This window comes from Klebsiella sp. JN_Kp121 (assembly GCF_040062145.1).
GTDB lineage: Bacteria > Pseudomonadota > Gammaproteobacteria > Enterobacterales > Enterobacteriaceae > Klebsiella > Klebsiella aerogenes.
Map to the genome: position 1 here is coordinate 130,923 of NZ_JBEAHX010000004.1, position 20,021 is coordinate 150,943.

At 55.1% G+C, this 20,021-nt stretch carries 17 protein-coding genes; 11 read left to right on the plus strand and 6 right to left on the minus strand.

Going from position 1 to position 20,021, the window contains the following annotated elements:
* Positions 1-48: 48 nt before the first annotated feature.
* From ABLU86_RS08810 to ABLU86_RS08820, 3 genes are all read right to left on the minus strand, one after another.
* Positions 49-849, minus strand: coding sequence for a hypothetical protein (locus ABLU86_RS08810; protein WP_348796162.1), 801 nt, complete (start codon positions 847-849; stop codon positions 49-51).
* 376 nt (positions 850-1,225) lie between these two features.
* Positions 1,226-2,608, minus strand: coding sequence for an aspartate aminotransferase family protein (locus ABLU86_RS08815; protein WP_015369680.1), 1,383 nt, complete (start codon positions 2,606-2,608; stop codon positions 1,226-1,228).
* Entirely contained in the window at positions 2,605-4,113 is a 1,509-nt protein-coding gene (locus tag ABLU86_RS08820; RefSeq protein WP_015369681.1) for an aldehyde dehydrogenase, read from the minus strand. The genes ABLU86_RS08815 and ABLU86_RS08820 overlap by 4 nt, the downstream gene beginning before the upstream one ends.
* Positions 4,114-4,744: 631 nt before the next feature.
* Here ABLU86_RS08820 and ABLU86_RS08825 point away from each other — a divergent pair.
* The 5 genes from ABLU86_RS08825 (at position 4,745) to argE (ending at position 9,526) form a co-directional block, all read left to right on the plus strand.
* Entirely contained in the window at positions 4,745-5,674 is a 930-nt protein-coding gene (locus tag ABLU86_RS08825) for a LysR substrate-binding domain-containing protein (protein WP_015703484.1), read from the plus strand.
* A 310-nt stretch (positions 5,675-5,984) separates the two neighbouring features.
* Positions 5,985-7,250 carry an NAD(P)/FAD-dependent oxidoreductase gene (locus ABLU86_RS08830; protein ID WP_015703482.1) on the plus strand — a complete coding sequence of 422 codons (1,266 nt, stop codon included), beginning with the start codon at positions 5,985-5,987 and terminating at the stop codon, positions 7,248-7,250.
* A gap of 28 nt (positions 7,251-7,278) precedes the next feature.
* Positions 7,279-7,701, plus strand: a complete 423-nt coding sequence (locus tag ABLU86_RS08835) for a RidA family protein (RefSeq protein ID WP_015369686.1) — start codon at positions 7,279-7,281, stop codon at positions 7,699-7,701.
* A gap of 9 nt (positions 7,702-7,710) precedes the next feature.
* Complete coding sequence (locus tag ABLU86_RS08840; RefSeq protein WP_046883105.1) at positions 7,711-8,385, plus strand: DUF1028 domain-containing protein; 675 nt, start codon at positions 7,711-7,713, stop codon at positions 8,383-8,385.
* On the plus strand, positions 8,378-9,526 hold the full coding sequence (gene argE, locus ABLU86_RS08845) for an acetylornithine deacetylase (RefSeq protein WP_348796163.1): 1,149 nt from the start codon (positions 8,378-8,380) through the stop codon (positions 9,524-9,526). The genes ABLU86_RS08840 and argE overlap by 8 nt, the downstream gene beginning before the upstream one ends.
* A 41-nt stretch (positions 9,527-9,567) precedes the next feature.
* Here the strand turns inward: argE and ABLU86_RS08850 are convergent, their stop codons facing one another.
* Both ABLU86_RS08850 and ABLU86_RS08855 read right to left on the minus strand, forming a co-directional pair.
* Entirely contained in the window at positions 9,568-10,971 is a 1,404-nt protein-coding gene (locus ABLU86_RS08850; protein WP_015703479.1) for a cytosine permease, read from the minus strand.
* 549 nt (positions 10,972-11,520) lie between these two features.
* Complete coding sequence (locus ABLU86_RS08855) at positions 11,521-12,123, minus strand: short chain dehydrogenase (RefSeq protein WP_348796164.1); 603 nt, start codon at positions 12,121-12,123, stop codon at positions 11,521-11,523.
* A gap of 98 nt (positions 12,124-12,221) precedes the next feature.
* Between ABLU86_RS08855 and ABLU86_RS08860 the strand changes: the two genes are divergently transcribed.
* The 4 genes from ABLU86_RS08860 (at position 12,222) to ABLU86_RS08875 (ending at position 15,817) form a co-directional block, all read left to right on the plus strand.
* Positions 12,222-13,118 carry a LysR family transcriptional regulator gene (locus ABLU86_RS08860; protein WP_015369691.1) on the plus strand — a complete coding sequence of 299 codons (897 nt, stop codon included), beginning with the start codon at positions 12,222-12,224 and terminating at the stop codon, positions 13,116-13,118.
* Positions 13,119-13,172: 54 nt separating this feature from the next.
* Positions 13,173-13,622, plus strand: a complete 450-nt coding sequence (lysM, locus tag ABLU86_RS08865; protein WP_015369692.1) for a peptidoglycan-binding protein LysM — start codon at positions 13,173-13,175, stop codon at positions 13,620-13,622.
* A gap of 44 nt (positions 13,623-13,666) precedes the next feature.
* Positions 13,667-14,062, plus strand: a complete 396-nt coding sequence (locus tag ABLU86_RS08870; protein ID WP_015369693.1) for a YidB family protein — start codon at positions 13,667-13,669, stop codon at positions 14,060-14,062.
* 345 nt (positions 14,063-14,407) lie between these two features.
* On the plus strand, positions 14,408-15,817 hold the full coding sequence (locus ABLU86_RS08875) for a cytosine permease (protein ID WP_045364202.1): 1,410 nt from the start codon (positions 14,408-14,410) through the stop codon (positions 15,815-15,817).
* Between the two features lies 1 nt (position 15,818).
* On the opposite strand, the gene ABLU86_RS08880 is transcribed toward ABLU86_RS08875, so the two are convergent.
* Positions 15,819-16,673 carry an AraC family transcriptional regulator gene (locus tag ABLU86_RS08880; protein WP_015369696.1) on the minus strand — a complete coding sequence of 285 codons (855 nt, stop codon included), beginning with the start codon at positions 16,671-16,673 and terminating at the stop codon, positions 15,819-15,821.
* A gap of 229 nt (positions 16,674-16,902) precedes the next feature.
* Between ABLU86_RS08880 and ABLU86_RS08885 the strand changes: the two genes are divergently transcribed.
* Together ABLU86_RS08885 and ABLU86_RS08890 are read left to right on the plus strand one after the other, a co-directional pair.
* Positions 16,903-18,741, plus strand: a complete 1,839-nt coding sequence (locus ABLU86_RS08885) for a DUF2264 domain-containing protein (protein ID WP_015703475.1) — start codon at positions 16,903-16,905, stop codon at positions 18,739-18,741.
* Positions 18,738-20,018, plus strand: a complete 1,281-nt coding sequence (locus ABLU86_RS08890) for an oligosaccharide MFS transporter (RefSeq protein ID WP_015369698.1) — start codon at positions 18,738-18,740, stop codon at positions 20,016-20,018. The genes ABLU86_RS08885 and ABLU86_RS08890 overlap by 4 nt, the downstream gene beginning before the upstream one ends.
* Positions 20,019-20,021: the final 3 nt, after the last annotated feature.

The window sequence follows — 20,021 nt, forward strand, 5'->3', positions numbered from 1 at the left end:
AGTGGGAGCGTATGCAGAAGCGGAGGCCAGATGACCCCGCTCACCGTCTTAAATCTGATACTGCCAGGAGAACAGGAAGCGCTTTTCGGCTTCATCGAGATAGGTGTTGTTATCCTGCACGTAGGTCATAAATTTCACCGAGTTATGCTCGGTCAGGTTATATCCCACGCCGACCCCGGCGAAATAACCTTTATAGTTATCGCCATCGTCGTTTTTCGAGCCATACGATCCACCGGCGAAACCTAACAGGCGTAGATCGGCGCTCAAAGGTTTCAGAACAAAGGCGCCGAGATAACCGCTGCTGCCGGAGATATTCGTCGATTCAAAACCGTTTTCCGGCGACGGCATGCCGTTAAAACCCGACTGCGAACAGGCGCTAAGTTGATCCTTATTACAGGCCATATGGTCGCCGGTATTATAGGTATAACCGGCCATCGGGAATATTTGGAAGCCTGCTGGTTCAAAGCCAAAATAACTCAGCGGCAGGAACGTACCGATAGAATAGTTGGTTTGTGAGGAGTCATCGGGATAAACATTTTTCCCAAAGTTAAAGTTAAAAATACCAATGGGAAATAGCCATGAACCGCCGACGCGCCATTCCGTGGCGTCGCTATTAATACGCACATTGAGTTTCCGCGCTTCGTCAAAGGCCAGCGAGCCGGAAAATGCGAGATTGCTGTCGTCCAGATCGTAGTTATCTGACCACGTCACGCCGACTTTGGTGGTCACTTTAGTCGGGTCATCCGCCGATTTCTCGGCGTTGGTTTTAACTTCCCCCGTCTGGGCAAAGAGCGCGCCTGGCAGCAGACCGATACACAGCGCACATACCGGGAGATATTTAATAAGCATAAAAAATTCACAATTAAAAAATAAAATACAACCAACTACTGTACACGACGATATTCATCGCTAATATCACCGATATATTTAATTTTGCATTTGCCTGTAAGGCGTTTTAATTATTTACGCTATACCCGTCATACTTCAAGTTGCATGTGCGTTGGCAATAACTCGGCCCATCCTTGGGCCTCGCCCTTACGGGCGCTGTAAACAGCGTTCAAATTCGTTCCTGACGAATTTGTCCTCGCGCACCCCAGTCACTTACTGGAGTAAGCTCCTGGGGATTCCCTGCGTCGCCGCCTTCCTGCAACTCGAATTATTTAGGGTATATAAAAAATTAACCCGCGCGCGGCGGGTTAATAATGTAAACGATATTAAATAGTATTTATAGCAGGCCAATCTCTTTCGCGGTGCGGTCCACGGCGCGTTTGGTTTTTTCAACCAGTTCATCGAGTTCGCTATGTCCAGCTATCAGCGCCGGCGCCATGATCATGCGCCCCAGCGTCGAGCGGATAATCACGCCTTCCTCAAAGCCGATGGTGCGACAGCGCCAGGCCAGTTCGTTCTCGTTGGCAAAGCGTTTGCGAGTGGCTTTATCTTCAGCAAACTGCAGGGCGGCCACCAGCCCGGCTCCCTGCACCTCGCCAATAAGCGGATGATTTTCAAACACTTCACGCAGCGTTTTTTGCAGATAGGGGCCGCTATCGGTGCGAACTCGGGTGACGTGGTTTTCATCGCGCAAGGCTTTCAGGTTGGCAATCGCCACCGCGGCCGCCACCGGGTGGCCGGAATAGGTCAGGCCGTGTGGGAAAACGCCGCCTTTTTCCACCAGCACGTCGGCCATGCGCTTGCTCAGCACCAGGCCGCCCATCGGTACGTAACCGGAGGTTAGCCCCTTGGCAATCGACAGCGTATCCGGTTCAAAGCCAAAGTACTGATGCGCAAACCATTCACCGGTACGGCCAAAGCCGCCAATCACCTCATCGGCGCACAGCAGCACGTCATATTGCCGGCAGATACGTTGGATCTCCGGCCAGTAGCTTTCCGGCGGGAAGATCATACCGCCCGCGCCCTGGAACGGCTCGGCGATAAAGCCGGCGACGTTTTCCGCGCCCAGCTCAAGGATTTTCTCTTCCAGTTGGCGGGCGCAGCGCAGGCCGAACTCCTGCGGCGTCAGGTCGCCGCCGTGCATAAACCAGTAGGGTTCATCGATATGGGCCACGTCCGGGATCACCCCGCCCATTTCATGCATGAACTTCATGCCGCCGAGCCCGCTTGCCGCCAGCGTGGAGCCGTGATAGCCGTTCCAGCGGCCAATCATCACCTTTTTCTCCGGCTTACCGAGGATCTGCCAGTAACGGCGAACGGTGCGAATCAGCACTTCATTCGATTCCGAACCGGAGTTGGTGTAGATAGCGTGGCTGTAGTGCGGCGGCAGTAGGCTGAACAGTAGCTCGGAAAGCTCAATCACCGCCGGGTGGGTCGTGTGGAAGAACATATTGTAATAGGGCAGTTTGGCAAACTGCGCCGCGGCGGCGTCCGCCAGATCCTGGCGGCTGTAGCCCAACTGGGTACACCACAGGCCGGACATTCCATCGAGGTATTTATTCCCGTCGTTGTCCCACAGGTAAAGTCCTTCGCCGCGTACCATGACGCGCGCCCCTTCGGCGTTCAGCGCTTTTTGATCCAGGAAGGCATGAATATGGTGAGCCGCATCTGAATGTTGGTAATCGGACGTCGAACGGTTCTGATTGCTTGGATTAGTCATTTCGTCTCTCCTGTCTGCTGAAACTGAAACCAGGTGGTTTTGAGGCTGGTGAATTTATCAAAGGCGTGCAGCGACAGATCGCGGCCAAAGCCCGACTGTTTGTTGCCGCCAAAGGGAACGGTGACGTCCAGCGCATCGACGGTATTTACCGAGATCGTTCCGGCGGTCAGCTGCGCGGCGACGCGATGGGCGCGGTGCAGATTGTCGGTCCACAGCGAGGCGGCCAGCGCATAGATATGGTTATTCGCCAGATGGACCGCCTCCTGCTCGCTATCGAAGGCGCAAACCGCCAGCACCGGGCCAAAAATTTCCTCTTTCCACAGCGCCATCTCTTCGTTCACGTCGGTCAGTAGCGTCGGCTGAACGTAGTTGGCGACGCCGTCTATTTCCACCGTACGGCCGCCGGTAAGCAGCGTTGCTCCCTCGTCTTGCGCGCGGCGGATAGCCGCCATCACTTTTTCGGCATGGGCGGCGCTGACCATAGCCCCCATGCGGCTTTGCGGTTCGAGCGGATGCGCCGGAGCCCAGGCCTGCATTTTTTCCTGTAGTTTGGCAATGAAGGCCGCGTAAATCGGGCGCTCAACCAACAGGCGGGAGTTTGCCGAGCAGACTTCGCCCTGATTAAAACAGATACCAAAAGCTGCTTTTTCAGCGGCCAGGTCGAGATCCTGGCAGTCGGCGAAGATGATATTGGCGCTCTTGCCGCCGCACTCCAGCCATACCTGTTTCAGGTTGGACTGGGCCGAATAGGCCATAAAGGCTTTGCCGACGGCGGTTGAGCCGGTGAAGGCGATGACATCGATATCGTGATGCAGTCCCAGCGCGCTTCCGGTTTCGGTTCCCAGTCCGGTCACCACGTTAAGCACGCCTGGCGGAATACCGGCCTCCAGCGCCAGTTCGCCCAGACGCAGGGCGCTAAACGGCGAGTTTTCCGAGGGCTTGAGGATTACGCTATTGCCGGCGGCCAGCGCCGGACCCAACTTCCAGGAGGCGAGGTCGAGCGGGAAATTCCACGGCACGATGGCGGCAACCACGCCGATGGGCTGGCGGGTAATGGTCGCCAGCGCGCCGGGCCTGGCGGGAGCCACTTCATCGTAGAGTTTATCTACGCTTTCGGCATACCAGCTGAGGATGTGCGCGGCGCCGGGGACATCAATGTTCAGCGCATCGTTGACCGGTTTCCCCATGCTGACGCTCTCCAGCAGCGCCAGCTCTTCGCGATGCTGAAGGATCAGCGCCGAGAGACGCAGCAGCGCGCGTTTACGCTCCTGCGGCGCCAGCCCAGACCAGACGCCGGAAGTAAACGCGCGGCGCGCGGAGGCGACGGCAATATCGATATCTTCTGTCTGCAGCGAGGTGACTTCCGCCAGCAGCGTATTGCTGGCTGGGTTAATGGCGGGACAGGTTTTACGGCTTTTCGCGACGTACGGTTGACCATCGATAATGGCGTGGCTGATAAAGCGCTGCTCCTGCAGCTTGCGCTGCCAAAAGTTTCTATCAGACATGAACCCTCTCCTTCGCATGTTGCGTAATTGTTATTTATTTGTTTCTTTGAGTTCATGATGCAGGAGGCCAATGCGGCGAGAAAGGACTAAAAATCTAGGCAACCTCTATAAAAATCGTTGTTAGCCAGGATTGGCTATTTTCTGTGATCCAGGGCGGGAGGTCGGGCGTTGTGATGGCGTTCAAAAATCGGGGAGGTGCAATTTTTCAATAGGCTGTAATGCAAAGAGTTTTTATTTGCGGTCAGTTTTCTACAACCCCGGAGCCTGCGTGCTTTTGGCGATATTAAATATTCTCAAATTAAGGCATTGAGAATATAAATACTACTTAAGGGGAAATGAATAACGGTGAAACGATCGAGTTCATCAGCCTGTTTTCATGAGCGGCAGCACGATTAATACGTTGTAATATAAGGTAGTTATATGCCTTGTTTTTTCTCATCCTGCTTATACTGGCCGAAGTACTATCCTCCGGCGCTCGCAATTTTTTCGCCAGATATCTGTTAATTTTCTGTAAAAATCTGATCGCTGTCGGATTGTTGATCTTTTTCACGGCAGAGGGTTGCAGGTCAGGGTATTCATCGTTTAAAGCTAATCAGCCTGCCTCCTTGATGATAAAAAAATAAGGTATCACATGCCCCATTTCACCCTGAAACAGCTCAAATACTTTGTTGCCGTCGTCGAGGCGGAAAGTATTGCTGAAGCCTCACGCCAGCTGCATATCGCGCAGCCGTCAATTTCCATCGCCGTGAAGACGCTGGAAGATATGTTTGAGCAGCAGTTTTTTATTCGCCACCATGCCCAGGGGGTATCAATGACCCCGAGCGGGCAGCGTTTTTATGAAAAAGCCAAAGAACTGCTGCGGCTCTCTTATCAATTTGAACAAAACTCGAAGGCCGATAATGAGCTGGTCTCCGGAATTATTTCCATCGGTTGTTTTGAGACCGCCGCGCCGCTGTATATGCCGTCATTGATGGCCGGGTTTAAGAAAATTTATCCCGAAATCACCATTAAAATTTACGACGGCGAGCAGCACGAGATTGCTCACGGTCTGCACCGCGGGCGTTTTGACCTGGCTTTTCTCTACGACCTCGAACTGGATACCTCGATTTATACCGAGAGCCTCAACGCGCCGCAGAAACCCTATGCGTTGTTACCGGCGGACCATCCACTGGCCCAGCGGCACGCCGTACGGCTGTCCGAGCTGAGCAATCTGCCAATGATCCTGTTGGATGTGGTGCCAAGCAAAAACTACTTCATCAGCATTTTCAAAGATAAGGGCTACAACCCGCAGGTGGCCTACAGTTCACCGTCGATTGAGATGGTGCGCTGCATGGTCGGCCAGGGGCTGGGCTTCTCGGTGCTGGTGACGCGCCCGGTGAACGACATGACCTATGACGGCCAGCAGGTACGCTGTGTGGAGATTCAGGATGAAATGGCGAATTCCGCGCTGGTGATGGCGCACCTGCGCAGTAGTGAACCGACTAAACCCACCAAACTGTTTATGGAGTATTGCCGCAACGCGGTATTAAGCCCGCCGCAGCAAGAAGTGAAAGTCGCCTGAATGAGCAAATTTACCCGCGATTAGCGCGGGTAAATATATTCATGTAATATTTTCTGCGTTTTATTGCCTATAAAAAAACGAAGCTCTGACAATATTTTTATGAGCCTCGAAGTCATGGTTATTTTTCCTTTCAAAATCTCGTGCCTGAAAAATAAATACCGCGTATTCGCGTGGCGGAAATGGCCTGAAGGCAGGTAGAGACCGCTGCATCATTATTTTATTCTCAGGTACTAAATTTATAATAATTTACCTGTGTATAACGGTTTATTAACCTCGGTGATGAGCAGAACATCATCCGAAGGACACATATATGACCGTAGAAAAAATACAAATTGAGACGCTGGTTGTTGGCGGGGGGCAGGCCGGTATCGCCATGAGCGAGCACCTGAGTAAACAGGGTATTTCGCATCTGGTCGTGGAAAAGAATCGCATTGCCGAAGCCTGGCGTACCGGCCGCTGGGATTCGCTGGTGGCGAACGGCCCGGCGTGGCATGACCGTTTTCCGGGCATGGAGTTTAAAGGCGGCGACCCCGATGCCTTTATTGCCAAGGATGATGTTGCGCAATACTTTGTTGATTATGTGCGCGAATTTAATCTCCCGGTGCGTACCGGCGTGGAAGTCAAAAGCGCGGTGCGTAACCACGGGCGTCCGGGGTTTACCATTGAAACTACCGACGGCGTGATTGAAGCGCTGAATATTGTCGCGGCGACCGGGCCGTTCCAGAAGCCGGTTATTCCGCCGATCGCCCCGCGCGACAGCGCCATCCATCAAATTCATTCGGCGAAATATTACAACCCGCAACAACTGCCGGAAGGCGCGGTGCTGGTGGTGGGCGCGGGCTCGTCCGGCGTGCAAATCGCCGATGAACTGCAGCGCGCGGGCCGTAAGGTTTATCTGTCGGTCGGCGCCCATGACCGCCCGCCGCGCGCCTATCGTAACCGGGACTTCTGCTGGTGGCTGGGGGTATTAGGCCTGTGGGATGCCCCGGCCAGCGAACCCGGTAAAGAGCACGTTACCATCGCGGTTAGCGGCGCGCACGGCGGCCACACGGTTGATTTCCGCGAGCTGGCGCATCGCGGTATCACGCTGGTTGGTCTCACCGAATCCTTCGCCGGGGGAACCGTCTCCTTTAAAAATAATCTCGTCGAAAATATTCGCCTCGGCGATGAAAACTACCTGGCGCTGCTGGATGCCGCCGATGCTTACATCGCCGCCAATGGCCTGGATTTACCGGAAGAGCCCGCCGCACGGCAATTCTTAGCGGACCCGGACTGCATGACGTCGCCGATCCTGTCGCTCGATCTGGCGCAGGCGGGGATTAACACCATTATCTGGGCCACCGGCTATGCGGTGGACTACAGCTGGCTCAACGTCAACGCTTTCAACGAACAGGGCCGTCCTCAGCATCAGCGCGGCGTCTCCAGCGAACCGGGTGTCTACTTCCTCGGCCTGCCGTGGTTATCGCGCCGGGGATCAACCTTTATCTGGGGCGTCTGGCACGACGCGAAGCATATCGCCGACCATATCGCCACCCGCCGTAAATATAGCCAGTACAAAGACGCCAGCCAGCGTTAATCATGACTTACTGAACAGGATAACCATTATGCCGACCCATACTCGTATTCGGATGTTCAATACCAAAGAGACTTACCCTAATCAGACGCTGGACAATGATTTATGTCAGGCGGTGCGCGCCGGTAATACCGTCTATGTTCGCGGCCAGGTAGGGACGGATTTTGCCGGCAATCTGGTGGGCCTTGGCGACCCTAGAGCGCAGGCGGAACAGGCGATGAAAAACGTCAAACAGCTTCTGGAAGAGGCGGGGAGCGATCTGTCACATATCGTCAAAACCACCACCTATATTATCGATCCGCGCTATCGCGAACCGGTCTATCAGGAGGTAGGCAAGTGGCTAAAAGGCGTGTTCCCGATCTCCACCGGGCTGGTAATTTCCGCGCTGGCGCAACCGCAGTGGCTAATGGAAATTGATGTAATCGCCGTCATCCCTGATGACGCGGCGAAATAAGGAGGCAGAATGACATTTTCGATTGCCGCACGCTGCCCGGAAAGCGGGCAGTTTGGTATCGCGATCAGCTCTTCAAGCATTGCCGTCGGCGCCCGCTGCCCGTGGCTGCAGGCGGGGGTAGGAGCGGTATCGAGTCAGAACATTACCTTACCGGCGCTGGGGCAACTCACTCTGGTGCAGATGGAGCAGGGGCTGACGGCGGAGAAAGCGATGCGTCGGGCGCTGGCGGAAGACGACTTTAGCCGCTATCGGCAGATTATCGCCATCGACGCCAGCGGCCAGACCGCGTGGTTCAGCGGCGATAAAACGCTGGGGACCTGGCATGTTGTGCAGGGCGATAACTGTATCGCCGGCGGTAATATGCTGGCATCTGAGGCTGTTATTGCCGCGATGGCGGCAACGTTTTCGCAAACCGAAGGCGAGCTGGCGACGCGGCTGGTTGCCGCGCTGCAGGCCGGTGTAGCAGAAGGCGGCGAGGCCGGGCCGGTCCATTCGGCGGCGGTGAAAGTGGTAGATGATTACTCCTGGCCGCTGGTGGATCTGCGCGTCGACTGGAGTGAAACGGACCCGATTGGCGAGCTGGCGGCGCTGTGGCAGGCCTATGAACCGCAAATGCAGGCTTACGTGACGCGCGCGCTCGACCCGCGGGAGGCTCCCAGTTACGGAGTACCCGGCGATGAATAGTCGATTACAAGATATTCTGGCGCGGCTGCTGGCGTTTGACACCACCAGCCGCGAATCGAACCTGGCGATGATCGACGATATTGCCGATTATCTCCACGGCTTCGCAATCGAAACGCAGCTTTTTTATGATGCGGAAGGGCGAAAAGCTAATCTCTATGCACGACTGGGCCCTGCGGGGCCCGGCGGCGTTATGCTCTCCGGCCATACCGACGTGGTGCCGGTTGACGGCCAGCCATGGACGGTTCCCCCTTTTGCCCTCACGCAACGCGATGGCCGCTGCTACGGCCGCGGTAGCGCCGATATGAAAGGCTTCCTCGCCTGCGTACTGGCCGCCATTCCTGATTTTCTCGCCCAACCGCTACGCATGCCGCTGCACCTGGCTTTTTCCTACGATGAAGAGGTGGGATGTCTTGGCGTACGCAGCCTGGTCGCCCATCTGCAGGCGTCGGCAGAGAAACCGGCGATGTGCATCATCGGCGAGCCGACGGAGATGCGCCCGGTCTATGGTCACAAGGGGAAGCTGGCGATGCGCTGCGATGTTCACGGCCACGCTTGCCACTCCGCTTACGCGCCTGATGGCGTGAATGCGATTGCCTGGGCGGCAAAGCTGATTGGCCGCCTGGACGAGCTGGGCGAGCAGCTGGCGCTTCGCCAGGATTCGCGTTTTGATCCGCCTTTCAGCACCCTGCAAGTGGGGGTGATTAAGGGGGGCGCGGCGTTGAATATTGTACCTCAGCACTGTCAGTTCGATTTTGAAATTCGTCATTTACCGGATGTTTCGCTCGATGACACCCTGGCCTCGCTGCAGGCGTATGCCGAAGGCGAACTGCTGCCAAAAATGCGCGCGACGGCGGCGGAAGCGGCTATTACCTTTCAACCGCTCAGCCAGTATCCCGGCCTGCTGAGCGACCCGCAGTCGGCGTTCGCCGGCTGGCTGGCGCAGTGGGCAGAATGCGAGGATTTTTCAACGGTCGCTTTTGGCTCCGAAGGCGGATTGTTTGATGAGGCCGGCGTGGCCACGCTTGTTTGTGGTCCGGGGAGCATGGAGCAGGGGCATAAGGCGGATGAATTTGTTAGCGAGGCGCAGTTGGAAAAGTGCGCGCAGATGTTGAAAAACCTCTGCCGCTGGATGTCAGCTTAAACGCCGGCGCGCCGCAAAGGCGGCGCGCTTTCTTGTAGTCCTTAAACCTTCTCTTTTGCAAAAGCCATGCTTTTAACACTCTTCGCTTTCGAGAAATAATAATAGACCGGTGAGACCACCAATAAACCTATAATCCAGGAGAGATCCGCACCGCCGAAGGTGAGGGCGATTGGCCCGGTATAAATTGAGGTCGACATAAACGGCACTTCGACCAGAATACCGAGGATATAGCAGGATATTGCCGTTGCATTAAAGTATCCGTAAATACCGCCATCGCGTTTAAAGAAAGACTCAACGTGATATTCGCCGTGGGCCACTAAATAATAATCGACCAGATTAATCGCCGTCCACGGCACCAGCACATACAGCAGCACGGTAATAAAGTTGGTGTAGATTAGCAGGAAATTTTCCTGGCCATAGATGGCGAGGAATATCTCCAGCAGCATGGTCAAAATAGCGGTGATAATGCGTGCCCGCGCCATCGGCGACCAGCCGTCGATAAAGGTCTGGCCGAGCGTCAGGGTACAGAGTACGCCGCAGTACAGCATCATCGAATTGGTGGCGGCGATCCCCAGCGCCAGCACGATAATCACTATCGCCCCCATGCTGCCGGTCAGATCCATAATCCCTTGAATGATATCGTCATTACCGATACAAATCGCCACCAGCACCCCGAGCACCATCGGCAAATAGGAGCCGAGAATGCAGCCAAAATAGCTGGCGTAAAAGACGCTTTTATCGTTGGTGCTGTAGGGCATATAGCGTGAATAATCAGAGACATAGGGCGCATAGGCCAGTTGCCAGAGCGCGGCGATAGACACGGCGCCGAGAAAACCGACGATGTTGAAGCCGCCGCGGTCGGCAAAATCGCCCGGCAGGCCATGGATGAAGACTATCCACACGAAGGTTGCCGCCAGTACGATACCGGAAATCCACGACATGATCCGCGCGTAGGAGTGGATGATCTTATAGCCAAAGATGGTGGCGAACAGGCTTAGTGCGCCAACCACGATAATCCCAATGTCCGAGTTCATCGGCTGATAAATCGCGTGCATCGACTGCCCGCCGAGCACCAGACTGGAGGCGGTAAAGCCGATATACATCAGTACGACAATCGAGACCACCAGCACGGAGCCATAGGATCCGAACTGGCCCTTGGTCTGGACCATTTGCGGCACCCCGAGTTTTGGCCCCTGCGCCGAATGCAGCGCCATAAAGAGCCCGCCGACCAGGCTGCCGATAAATAGCGCAATCACTGACCATAAAAAGGAAAGATGAAAAATCGTCACCGACATCGCGCCGGTGATGACCGTTAACAACATAATGTTGGAGCCAAACCAAATGGTAAAGAGATCGCCTGGTTTGCCGTGACGCATATTTAAGGGGATAGGTCTGATGGTATTACTTTCAAGATTCTCGACATTAACAGATTGATGTTTTGTCATGGTGCTCTCTCATTATTTTGGTCTTCATCAGCGTAAGAGTGATATTTCAATGAGGAGTACAGCTAATCTACTCATCACAACATTTCATTCACCATTTTTACAACTCTGTATCATTTGCGAAATGACAAAAAATATCGGTGCTGGATATAAAAAAACTGCTTTACCTGGCGCTGGAAAAACGCCGCACTTGTGCGTTGCGCGTTTTTTAGAGCTTTATGCTTCGCGCTTAATTTTTTACTGGCAAACCCGCTGATGGTTTTTTATCGGGCAGATAAAACTCTGCCATATTGCGAGGGGATTAGAATGATGAACCATAGAGAGAAATAACAATTCCCTGTTTTTATTGCGGTCTAATGAGATAGATGTTTGACCCCATAAAATAATGGGGAAATAAAATAATTAGCTGATACATCATGACATTAGAATTGTCGTATTGAGTAACCTAAAGTCACACAGATAATGTGGATAAGGGCGTTATGCGAGGCGCTTCACAATAACCAACAGATAATCAATATAAGGGCAGGAATGCGACATCCTGCCCGAAAATAATTAATAACCGACTTTATAAACCCGTCCGCTTTGGATCCCTTCGACGCTGCGGCGGTAGGCCTGCGCCACCGCTGCGGCCGGTACGCTGGAGAAACCGGGGAAAAAGCCGTCATAGGCTTCGACGGATTCACTGAGCACGGTGGGGCTTATCAGGTTAATGCGGATCCCGCGCGGTAATTCACAGGCGGCGGCGCGAACGAAGCCGGCCAGTCCGGCGTTAACGGTGGTGGCATTCACCCCTTGAGCGATGGGTTCATCGGCGACGATGCCGCTGATAAGGGTGATGGAACCGCCATCGTTAAGATAATGCTGGCCGGTGAGGGCGAGGCGAATCTGCCCCAGCAGTTTATCCTGCAGTCCCTGGTCAAAATCGCGGTCGGTCATTGTGCTTAGCGGGCCAAAGTATAAGCTGCCGGCTGCTGAGACAATGGCATCGACTGGACCAATTTTCTCGAACAGCGCCTGCACGCTGTGCTGCGAGGTGATATCAACCTGCTCGTCGCCGTGGGTCCGGCCAACGCGGATAACCTCATGCTGGCGGCTCAGTTCTTCCGCAACCGCGCGGCCAACGGTACCACTGGCGCCAATAATGATAATTTTCATCGCAAACTCCTCAGTGAAGTGAGCCTCTATTCTTTAATTAATCGATTGTCGGATAAACTGGCTAAAAGTTAGATGATTGCTAACCAGAGGTTTGTAATATGGACAAGCTGCGTGGAATGGAGACGTTTGTCGCGGTGGTGGAGTGCGGCAGCTTCACCGGCGCGGCGGCGCGTCTTGAGATGTCGGCGGTGATGGTCGGCAAATATATCGCCTTACTTGAAGGCCAGCTCGGCACCCGCCTGCTGGAGCGAAATACCCGCCGGCAAAGCCTGACCGATGCCGGGCGAGTCTATTTTGACGAGGCGCGGCGTGTGCTCGAGCAGGTGGCGAATGCCGAGCGTTCGGTTGAGCGATTACGGCTGGCCCCTGCCGGTACGCTACGGGTGAGCGCGCCGGTTTCTTTCGGCGCCAGCATTATCGCGCCGCTGACCGCCTCCTTTCTGCAGGCCTGGCCAGAGGTACGCGTCGAGCTTGATTTGACGAACCGCATGGTGGACCTGGTGGATGAGGGAATCGATCTGGCGATTCGCATCGGCGATATCCAGCGTACCGACCTGGTGGCGAAGTATCTCGCCCCTTATCGCATGGCGATCTGCGCGGCGCCGGATTATCTGGCGCGCCACGGCACGCCGCAGACGCCCGCTGATTTAGCCGGGCATCAGTGTCTTTCGCATACGGTGTGGACCGCGCGCAACGAGTGGCGGCTGCCGGGCGCTGCGGAAGAGGTACGCTGGAAGCGCGACGCGGTGCTGCGCTGCAACGATGGCTACGCGCTGCGTATGGCGGCGGTGGCCGGCGCCGGGCTGTTATTGCAGCCGGAAGTGCTGCTGGCGGAAGATTTAGCCAATGGCCGACTGGTGCGTATTTTACAAAATTACACTCCGGAACCGAGGCCGATACACCTGCTGTGGCGCCAGGATCTGCGCCCGTTACCGAAACTTACCCGCTTCGTCGAACATTTGTTAAAGGAAGTGAACGGTATTTATAAGCTATGATTATCGTGTCTGATGAAAGCATTCATCGTGAAACAGTAATGGAGGTATGGATAGATGGGATTATTAAGTTTTGTGAAAGAAGCGGGCGAGAAGATCTGGGATGCCGTCTCCGGCTCCAGCAAGGAAGATCAGGCTGACAAGCTGAAAAAACATATTGATAGTCTTAACCTGCCTGGTGCCGAAAAGGTCAATATTGCCGTAGCGGACGATGGTACCGCGACGGTAACGGGCGACGTCGGTTCACAGGAAGATAAGGAAAAAATTCTGGTCGCGGTAGGTAACGTAACCGGGATTGGCCAGGTCAACGATAGCGTTACTGTGACGCAGAGCGGAGCGGAAAGTCGTTACTATACGGTTAAATCCGGTGATACCCTCAGCGCCATCTCGAAAGCGATGTATGGCTCCGCCAATGACTATCAGCGTATTTTTGAAGCCAATAAACCGATGCTGAAACATCCCGATAAGATCTATCCGGGGCAGGTACTGATTATCCCGGCGAAGTAAGCCGTGAATCAGGGATCAATAGCAACGTTTTGATGGAGACTGTAATGGGATTATTAGATCAAATCGGCGGCGTGCTTGGCGGGCAGGCTGGCAAAGCTGAACAACTTCAGGCGATCATGACCTGGATTGAACAGCAGGGCGGTATTCAGGGAATCCTGGAAAAATTCCGCAACGGCGGCTTAGGTGAAATCGTCGAGTCGTGGCTTAGTCAGCAGAGTAATATGTCGGTGAACAGCGATCAGATTACCTCGGTGTTCGGCTCGCCTGCGCTGCAGGATCTCGGCGCCAAACTGGGCGTTGATTCGCAAACCGCCTCATCGCTGATTGCGGAATACCTGCCAAAAATCGTCGATGGCCTGTCGCCGCAGGGCGAAGCGCCGGCCCAGGGCGACCTGGTCTCCGCAGGGCTTAATCTACTGAAAGGTAAGTTATTTAGTTAAACGCTTGCCGTTTGAGTTTTAACTTATCACATAATACGGGCCTGAATAACGGCCCGTATTTTATTATCCGCCATAAATTCACCGCGTCGCGATTATTTATTCTGTATTAATAATTGACAACTTACCGCCGCGTTGAAAATATCATTATTTAATCTTACCGGAACGGTTATGATAAATTTTTATGATATTTATCAGGTGTTCTGATGGGCTAATTAGTTTTTTTATTTCCTGTAGCCATAAACAAAGTAATTTACCCTTTTGCTAAATAATGCGCATTATCTCCAAAACATAAAAACACCTGCACATCACAACCATTATTAATGGTTCCTGACTTTGGAGAATGCTATGCCGACCAAAGAATCATCGCCGCCGCTTATTGAGAAGCACACCATTGGCTATATTCCGCCAGAAGATCGCCACGGTAAAACCCGCGATCTCTTTACCCTGTGGTTTGGCGGCAATATCGCACCGCTGCCGATCGTCACAGGCGCCCTGGGGGTACAGATCTTTCATCTGAATCTGCTGTGGGGGATCGTTGCGATTTTAGTCGGCCATCTGGTTGGCGGGGCGCTGATGGCGCTGCACTCGGCGCAGGGGCCGCAGATGGGGATCCCGCAGATGATCCAGAGCCGCGCGCAGTTTGGATCTTTTGGTTCGCTGCTGGTGGTGGCGATCGCCGGGGTGATGTACGTCGGTTTCTTTGCCTCGAACATCGTGCTGGCCGGGCAGTCGCTGCACGGCATCGCCCCTGCCGTCCCACTGCCGGTGGGGATCGTGATCGGCGCGGTGGGATCCTGCGTGATTGGCATTATCGGCTACCGATGTATTCACATTCTCAACCGAATCGGCACCTGGGTGCTGGGCATCGGCATTATGGTCGGCTTTGGCTACATCTTCACGCATCTGCATACCGCCGATTTCTTAACCCGCGGCGGCTTTTCCTTCTCGGGCTGGCTGGCTACCGTGTCGCTGGCGGCGTTGTGGCAGATCGCCTTCGCCCCGTATGTTTCTGATTATTCGCGCTACCTGCCGGCGGATGTGCCCGTCGCCGCGACGTTCTGGACCACCTATCTTGGCTCGACGCTCGGTTCCAGTCTGTCGTTTATTTTCGGCGCGGTAGCGGTGCTGGCGACGCCGGTGGGGCTGGAAACCATGGATGCGGTAAAGCTGGCGACCGGCGCGATCGGCCCGTTGATGCTGGTACTCTTCCTGCTGAGCGTCATCAGCCATAACGCGCTTAATCTGTATGGCGCGGTGATGTCGGTGATAACCCTGGTGCAAACCTTCCTGTGGCGCTGGATCCCCGGCAGCCGCAGCCGCGCGCTGCTGTCGGTCATCGTGCTTATTTGCTGCGTGGTGGCGGCGATCTTCGCCTCGGCGGACTTTATCAGCCACTTTATCGATCTGGTTCTGGCCCTGCTGGTGGTGCTGGTGCCGTGGACCGCGATTAACCTGATCGATTTCTACGCCATTCACAAGGGCAACTACGATATTAACTCGATATTTCAGGTGGATGGCGGCATCTATGGCCGTTACAACCCGCACGCGCTGCTGGCCTACGCCATCGGCATCCTGGTGCAGATCCCGTTTATGAATACCCCGCTATACGTTGGCCCGGTCTCGGCGTGGTTTAACGGCGCCGATCTCTCCTGGCTGGTCGGCCTGCTGGTGACCTCGCCGCTGTACTATTGGCTGGCAAGCCGCGATAGCGCCTGGCGTCGCCGTCAGGTTAGCCTCAAGCAGGCGATGGATTAAGTTATAAAGCGGAGCGCCGCTGGCTGGCCTTACGGTACTGCAGCGGCGTCTGGCGCATCATCTTTTTAAAACAGGTAATGAAGTAGGTCACCTCGCCAAATCCCACCGCCAGCGCGATGGCATCAATGCTCTCATCGCTATTACGTAGCAGATCGCAACTGCGTTTTATTCGCCGGGTGAGCAAATATTCATGGATATTGCCGCCGGTCTGCTGACGAAAAACCCGCGAGGTATAGCTGCGTGAAAGTCCTAGGTCGCAAGCCAGCTGATCGAGAGAAAACTTGCTGGCATAGTGGGCTTCGATCCAGTTCATAATCCGCGAGGCGACGGTCTGCTGGCGCGGCGGGTAGCGTTGCGGCTGCTCGGGTAGAAACGTCATTAGTTGCATCATCAAAAACGCCACCTCGCAGGCGGTGGTCTGCTCGTTATCCTCCAGACGCTGAAACTGTTCAAGGATCCTTTCGATAAATGCCGCGTGCTCGCTGAGGTCGTAAATTTGCGCCGGCAGATTGCTGGCGGCCAGCGCCGCGAACTGGGCCTGATGGCGCGGGAAAGCGCTGAGCGCGCTCTCGACGACCGACTGCTCAATGTGCATGGTGGTGCGGTGATAAGGATTTTTATCGCTATGATCGACCTGCACTTTGTGCAAACGGAAGGGCGGAAAGATAAATAATCGCCCCGGACGGGCGGTGTAGTGCTGGTTATCCACCACCACGATGCCGTAGCCGCTGGATATATAAAGCAATTCGACGCATTGATGCCAGTGGTAGTAAAGCACGCTGGTGGTATACATGCGATTAAACGAAATGGCCTGCCGATCGAGCGTAATACGTTCCAGCAGTTGCGCTTCGCCCATTTTGCCTCCAGGACAACAGATTTAAATTTTTACGCCATCATTTGCAATTTATCCTCCGCGCGGCCGACAAAATCCAGCAAAAATGAAATGGCGGTTTAATTTTGTGAGTCCGCTCACTCAGCGCCGGGAATAAAAGCGGTTACTCTTCATCCAGACGTCGCACACGTGGCTTGATAAAAGCCTAATAACAATAACTTACCTCTATCCTCGTGTTATGCGGGAGGACCCTGTGCAACCTGAAAACATTCATCTGGATAACCCACTGACAAGCCGGGAAGAGGTGCTACGGCTGGTCAATGAAATGTTGAACGCGGTGGCGCCTTATTTTAAAAACGACGCCAGCCGCATTGATTTAGCGAACTTCACCGCTCACTACGGCCAGCAGGTCGCGAGCATGGAAACCTTTTCCCGGCTACTGTGGGGCGTGACGCCGCTGTTGGCTGGCGGCAGCGAGCCGCAGCATTTCTCCTTCTATTTACAGGCGATAAAAAACGGCACCAATCCGCAGCATGCCGATTACTGGGGCGAAGTCGCGCCTTACGATCAACGCATTGTCGAGATGGCGGCTTACGGATTATTGCTGGCGCTGGCGGGCGAAACCGTACTGGCGCACTTCACTGCTGCGGAAAAAGAGAATTTATGGCGCTGGTTAAAGCAGTGCGAGACCCAGGATATCCCGGATAATAACTGGCACTTCTTTCCGATTCTGGTGCAGGTTGGCTTTCATTATTGCGGTATGCCGACCAATCCGCAGGCGCGGGAAGATCATTTCGCCGCCATGGAACGTTACTACCTCGGCGATGGCTGGTACTCGGACGGTCCGGGCCGCCCGCGCGACTATTACATTTCGATGGGCTTCCATTTCTATGGCCTGATTTACGCGAAGCTGATGGCTGATGTCGATCCGCAGCGCTGTGCGGAACTGCGTCAGCGGGCCGCGCATTTCTCCTCTGACTTCATCCATTTCTTTGCCGATGACGGCGCGGCGATCCCGTTCGGCCGTAGTCTGACCTATCGCTTTGCCGAAGCGGCGTTCTGGAGCGCGGCGGCCTTCGCCGGGCTGGAAGTCTTTTCGCCGGGCGTGATGAAAGGCATCGTGTTGCGCCACCTGCGCTGGTGGCTGAAGCAGCCGATGTTCGACCGCGACGGCGTACTGAGCGTTGGCTACAGCTACCCGAACCTGGCGATGGCGGAAGATTACAACGCGCCGGGTTCACCGTACTGGGGGCTGAAAACCATGCTGGTGCTGGCGTTAGGCGAGGGCGACGCCTTCTGGCAGGCGGCTGAGTTGCCGCTGCCGCCGCTGCCCGCGCAGCACACAATAGCCCATGCGGATCAGGTGCTGGTACATCAGGCCGATCACCTGTGGATGCTAACTTCCGGCCAGCTGGAGCTGAACAACTTCGTTAATACCGAAGCGAAATACTGCAAATTTGCCTACTCCACCCGTTTTGGTTTCACCATTGAGCGGGGGCGCTACGGGTTGAACCATGCCGCCCCCGATTCGATGCTGCTGCTGGCCGAAAAGGATAATTACTGGCGCGGCCGCCGCGAATGCCAGCAGGTGGTCACCGCTGATGGCGTCATTTACAGCCGCTGGCTGCCATGGCGCGACGTGGTGATTGATAGCTGGCTACTGGCGCTGGGCGACTGGCAGCTGCGCGTCCATCGTATAACTACCCACCGCGCGCTGGATTGCGCGGAAGGCGGCTTTAGCCTGGCGAACCGTCCGCTGCCGCAGGCGCAGGAGCGTGACGGCGCCAGCTGCTTACGCAACGCCCGCGATATCTCGGCAATTTTCTGTTTACATCCGCACACCCGCCGTGGCGAGACGGTACTGACGCCGCCGAACAGCAATCTGTTGTTCGCCGAACGCGCGGCGGTGCCGGTGCTGCGCGGCGAGCTTGATGCGGGGACGCATTGCCTGGTAAGCGCGGTATGGGCGGGGAATGCCGCCGACTTCGAACCGCAACACTGCCCACAGGCCTTCATTAGCGATGACGCGGTACGCTTCGTGACGGCACGACAAGAAACGACGCTCGTTCTGGCCCCGGAGGCATCGCTATGAGCACATCATCGTCCGTACGCGCCGCGCAGTACAAAATGAGTACCTTTATTTTTCTCTATTTTTTCACCTGGTCATCCAGCTTTGGCCTGTACGCGCTGTGGCTGAGCCAGAAGGTAGGTCTCGATAGCATTACCATCGGCAGCGTGTTCGCCATTAATGGCGTTTTCGCGGTGGTCCTGAAACCGGTGTACGGCTACATCATGGACAAAATCGGCATGAGCAAGTGGCTGCTCTATTTTGTCTGCGCCATTTCCGCGCTGATGGCGCCGTTCTTCGCGCTGGTGTACCAGCCGCTGCTGCAAAGCCACGCGACGCTGGGGATTATCATCGGCGCGCTGTATTTGAGCCTTGGCTGGTACGCCGGGGTGGCGGCTTCCGAATCTTATGCCGACCGCTTTAGCCGTCTGTACGGGCTGGAGTTTGGCCGTATCAGAATGTGGGGTTCGCTGGGCTGGGCGATGGCGGCTTCGGTCTCCGGACTGCTGTTTAACTTCACGCCGCTGGCTAACTTTTTGCTCAGTAGCGGCACCTCGGTACTGATGCTGCTGGTGCTGATTAGCCTTAAAATCGGTGATGAACAGCTGCGCAATAACAACGTCATTTCCGCGAATAAGATCGTCTTTGCCGATGTGTTGATGCTGCTGAAAAATCGCAAATTCTGGATGTTCAGCCTCTACGTCGCCGGAGTCGCGTGGATGATGTTCATCGCCGAGCAGCAGTTCCCGCGCTATTTCGTCTCGTTCTTTGCCACCAAAGAGCAGGGCAACGCCTGGTACGGCTATCTGAGTACCGTCCAGTCGGGGATGGAGTTCGTGATGATGATGTTTATCCCGTGGCTGGTGAACCATTATGGCGCCAAGCGCGGCCTGCTGTTCTGCGGCTGCGTGGTGGGGGCGCGGCTGATTGCCTCCGGCCTGACCAACGACCCGATTGTCATCTCCATCATCAAACCGTTTTACGGCGTTGAGATCGCGCTGCTGCTGATTTCAGTTTTCAAATACATCGCCGAACACTTCCATCGTCGGGTTAACGCCACGATGTACCTGCTGGGTTACCAGGCAATGATTTACGTCGGATCGATTGTGGTCGCGCCGCCGGCGGGTTACCTGTACGACAAAATCGGCTTTGAGCATACCTATCTGCTGATGGGCTGCTGCGCCCTGACGTTTACGCTGATTTCCGCTTTTACGCTATCGCGCTGCCAGTCGAAGCGCGATGCCTCACGACCCTTTACTCCGGCTTTAGATACCGCCTCGGTTGAACCGGCCAAACATTAATTC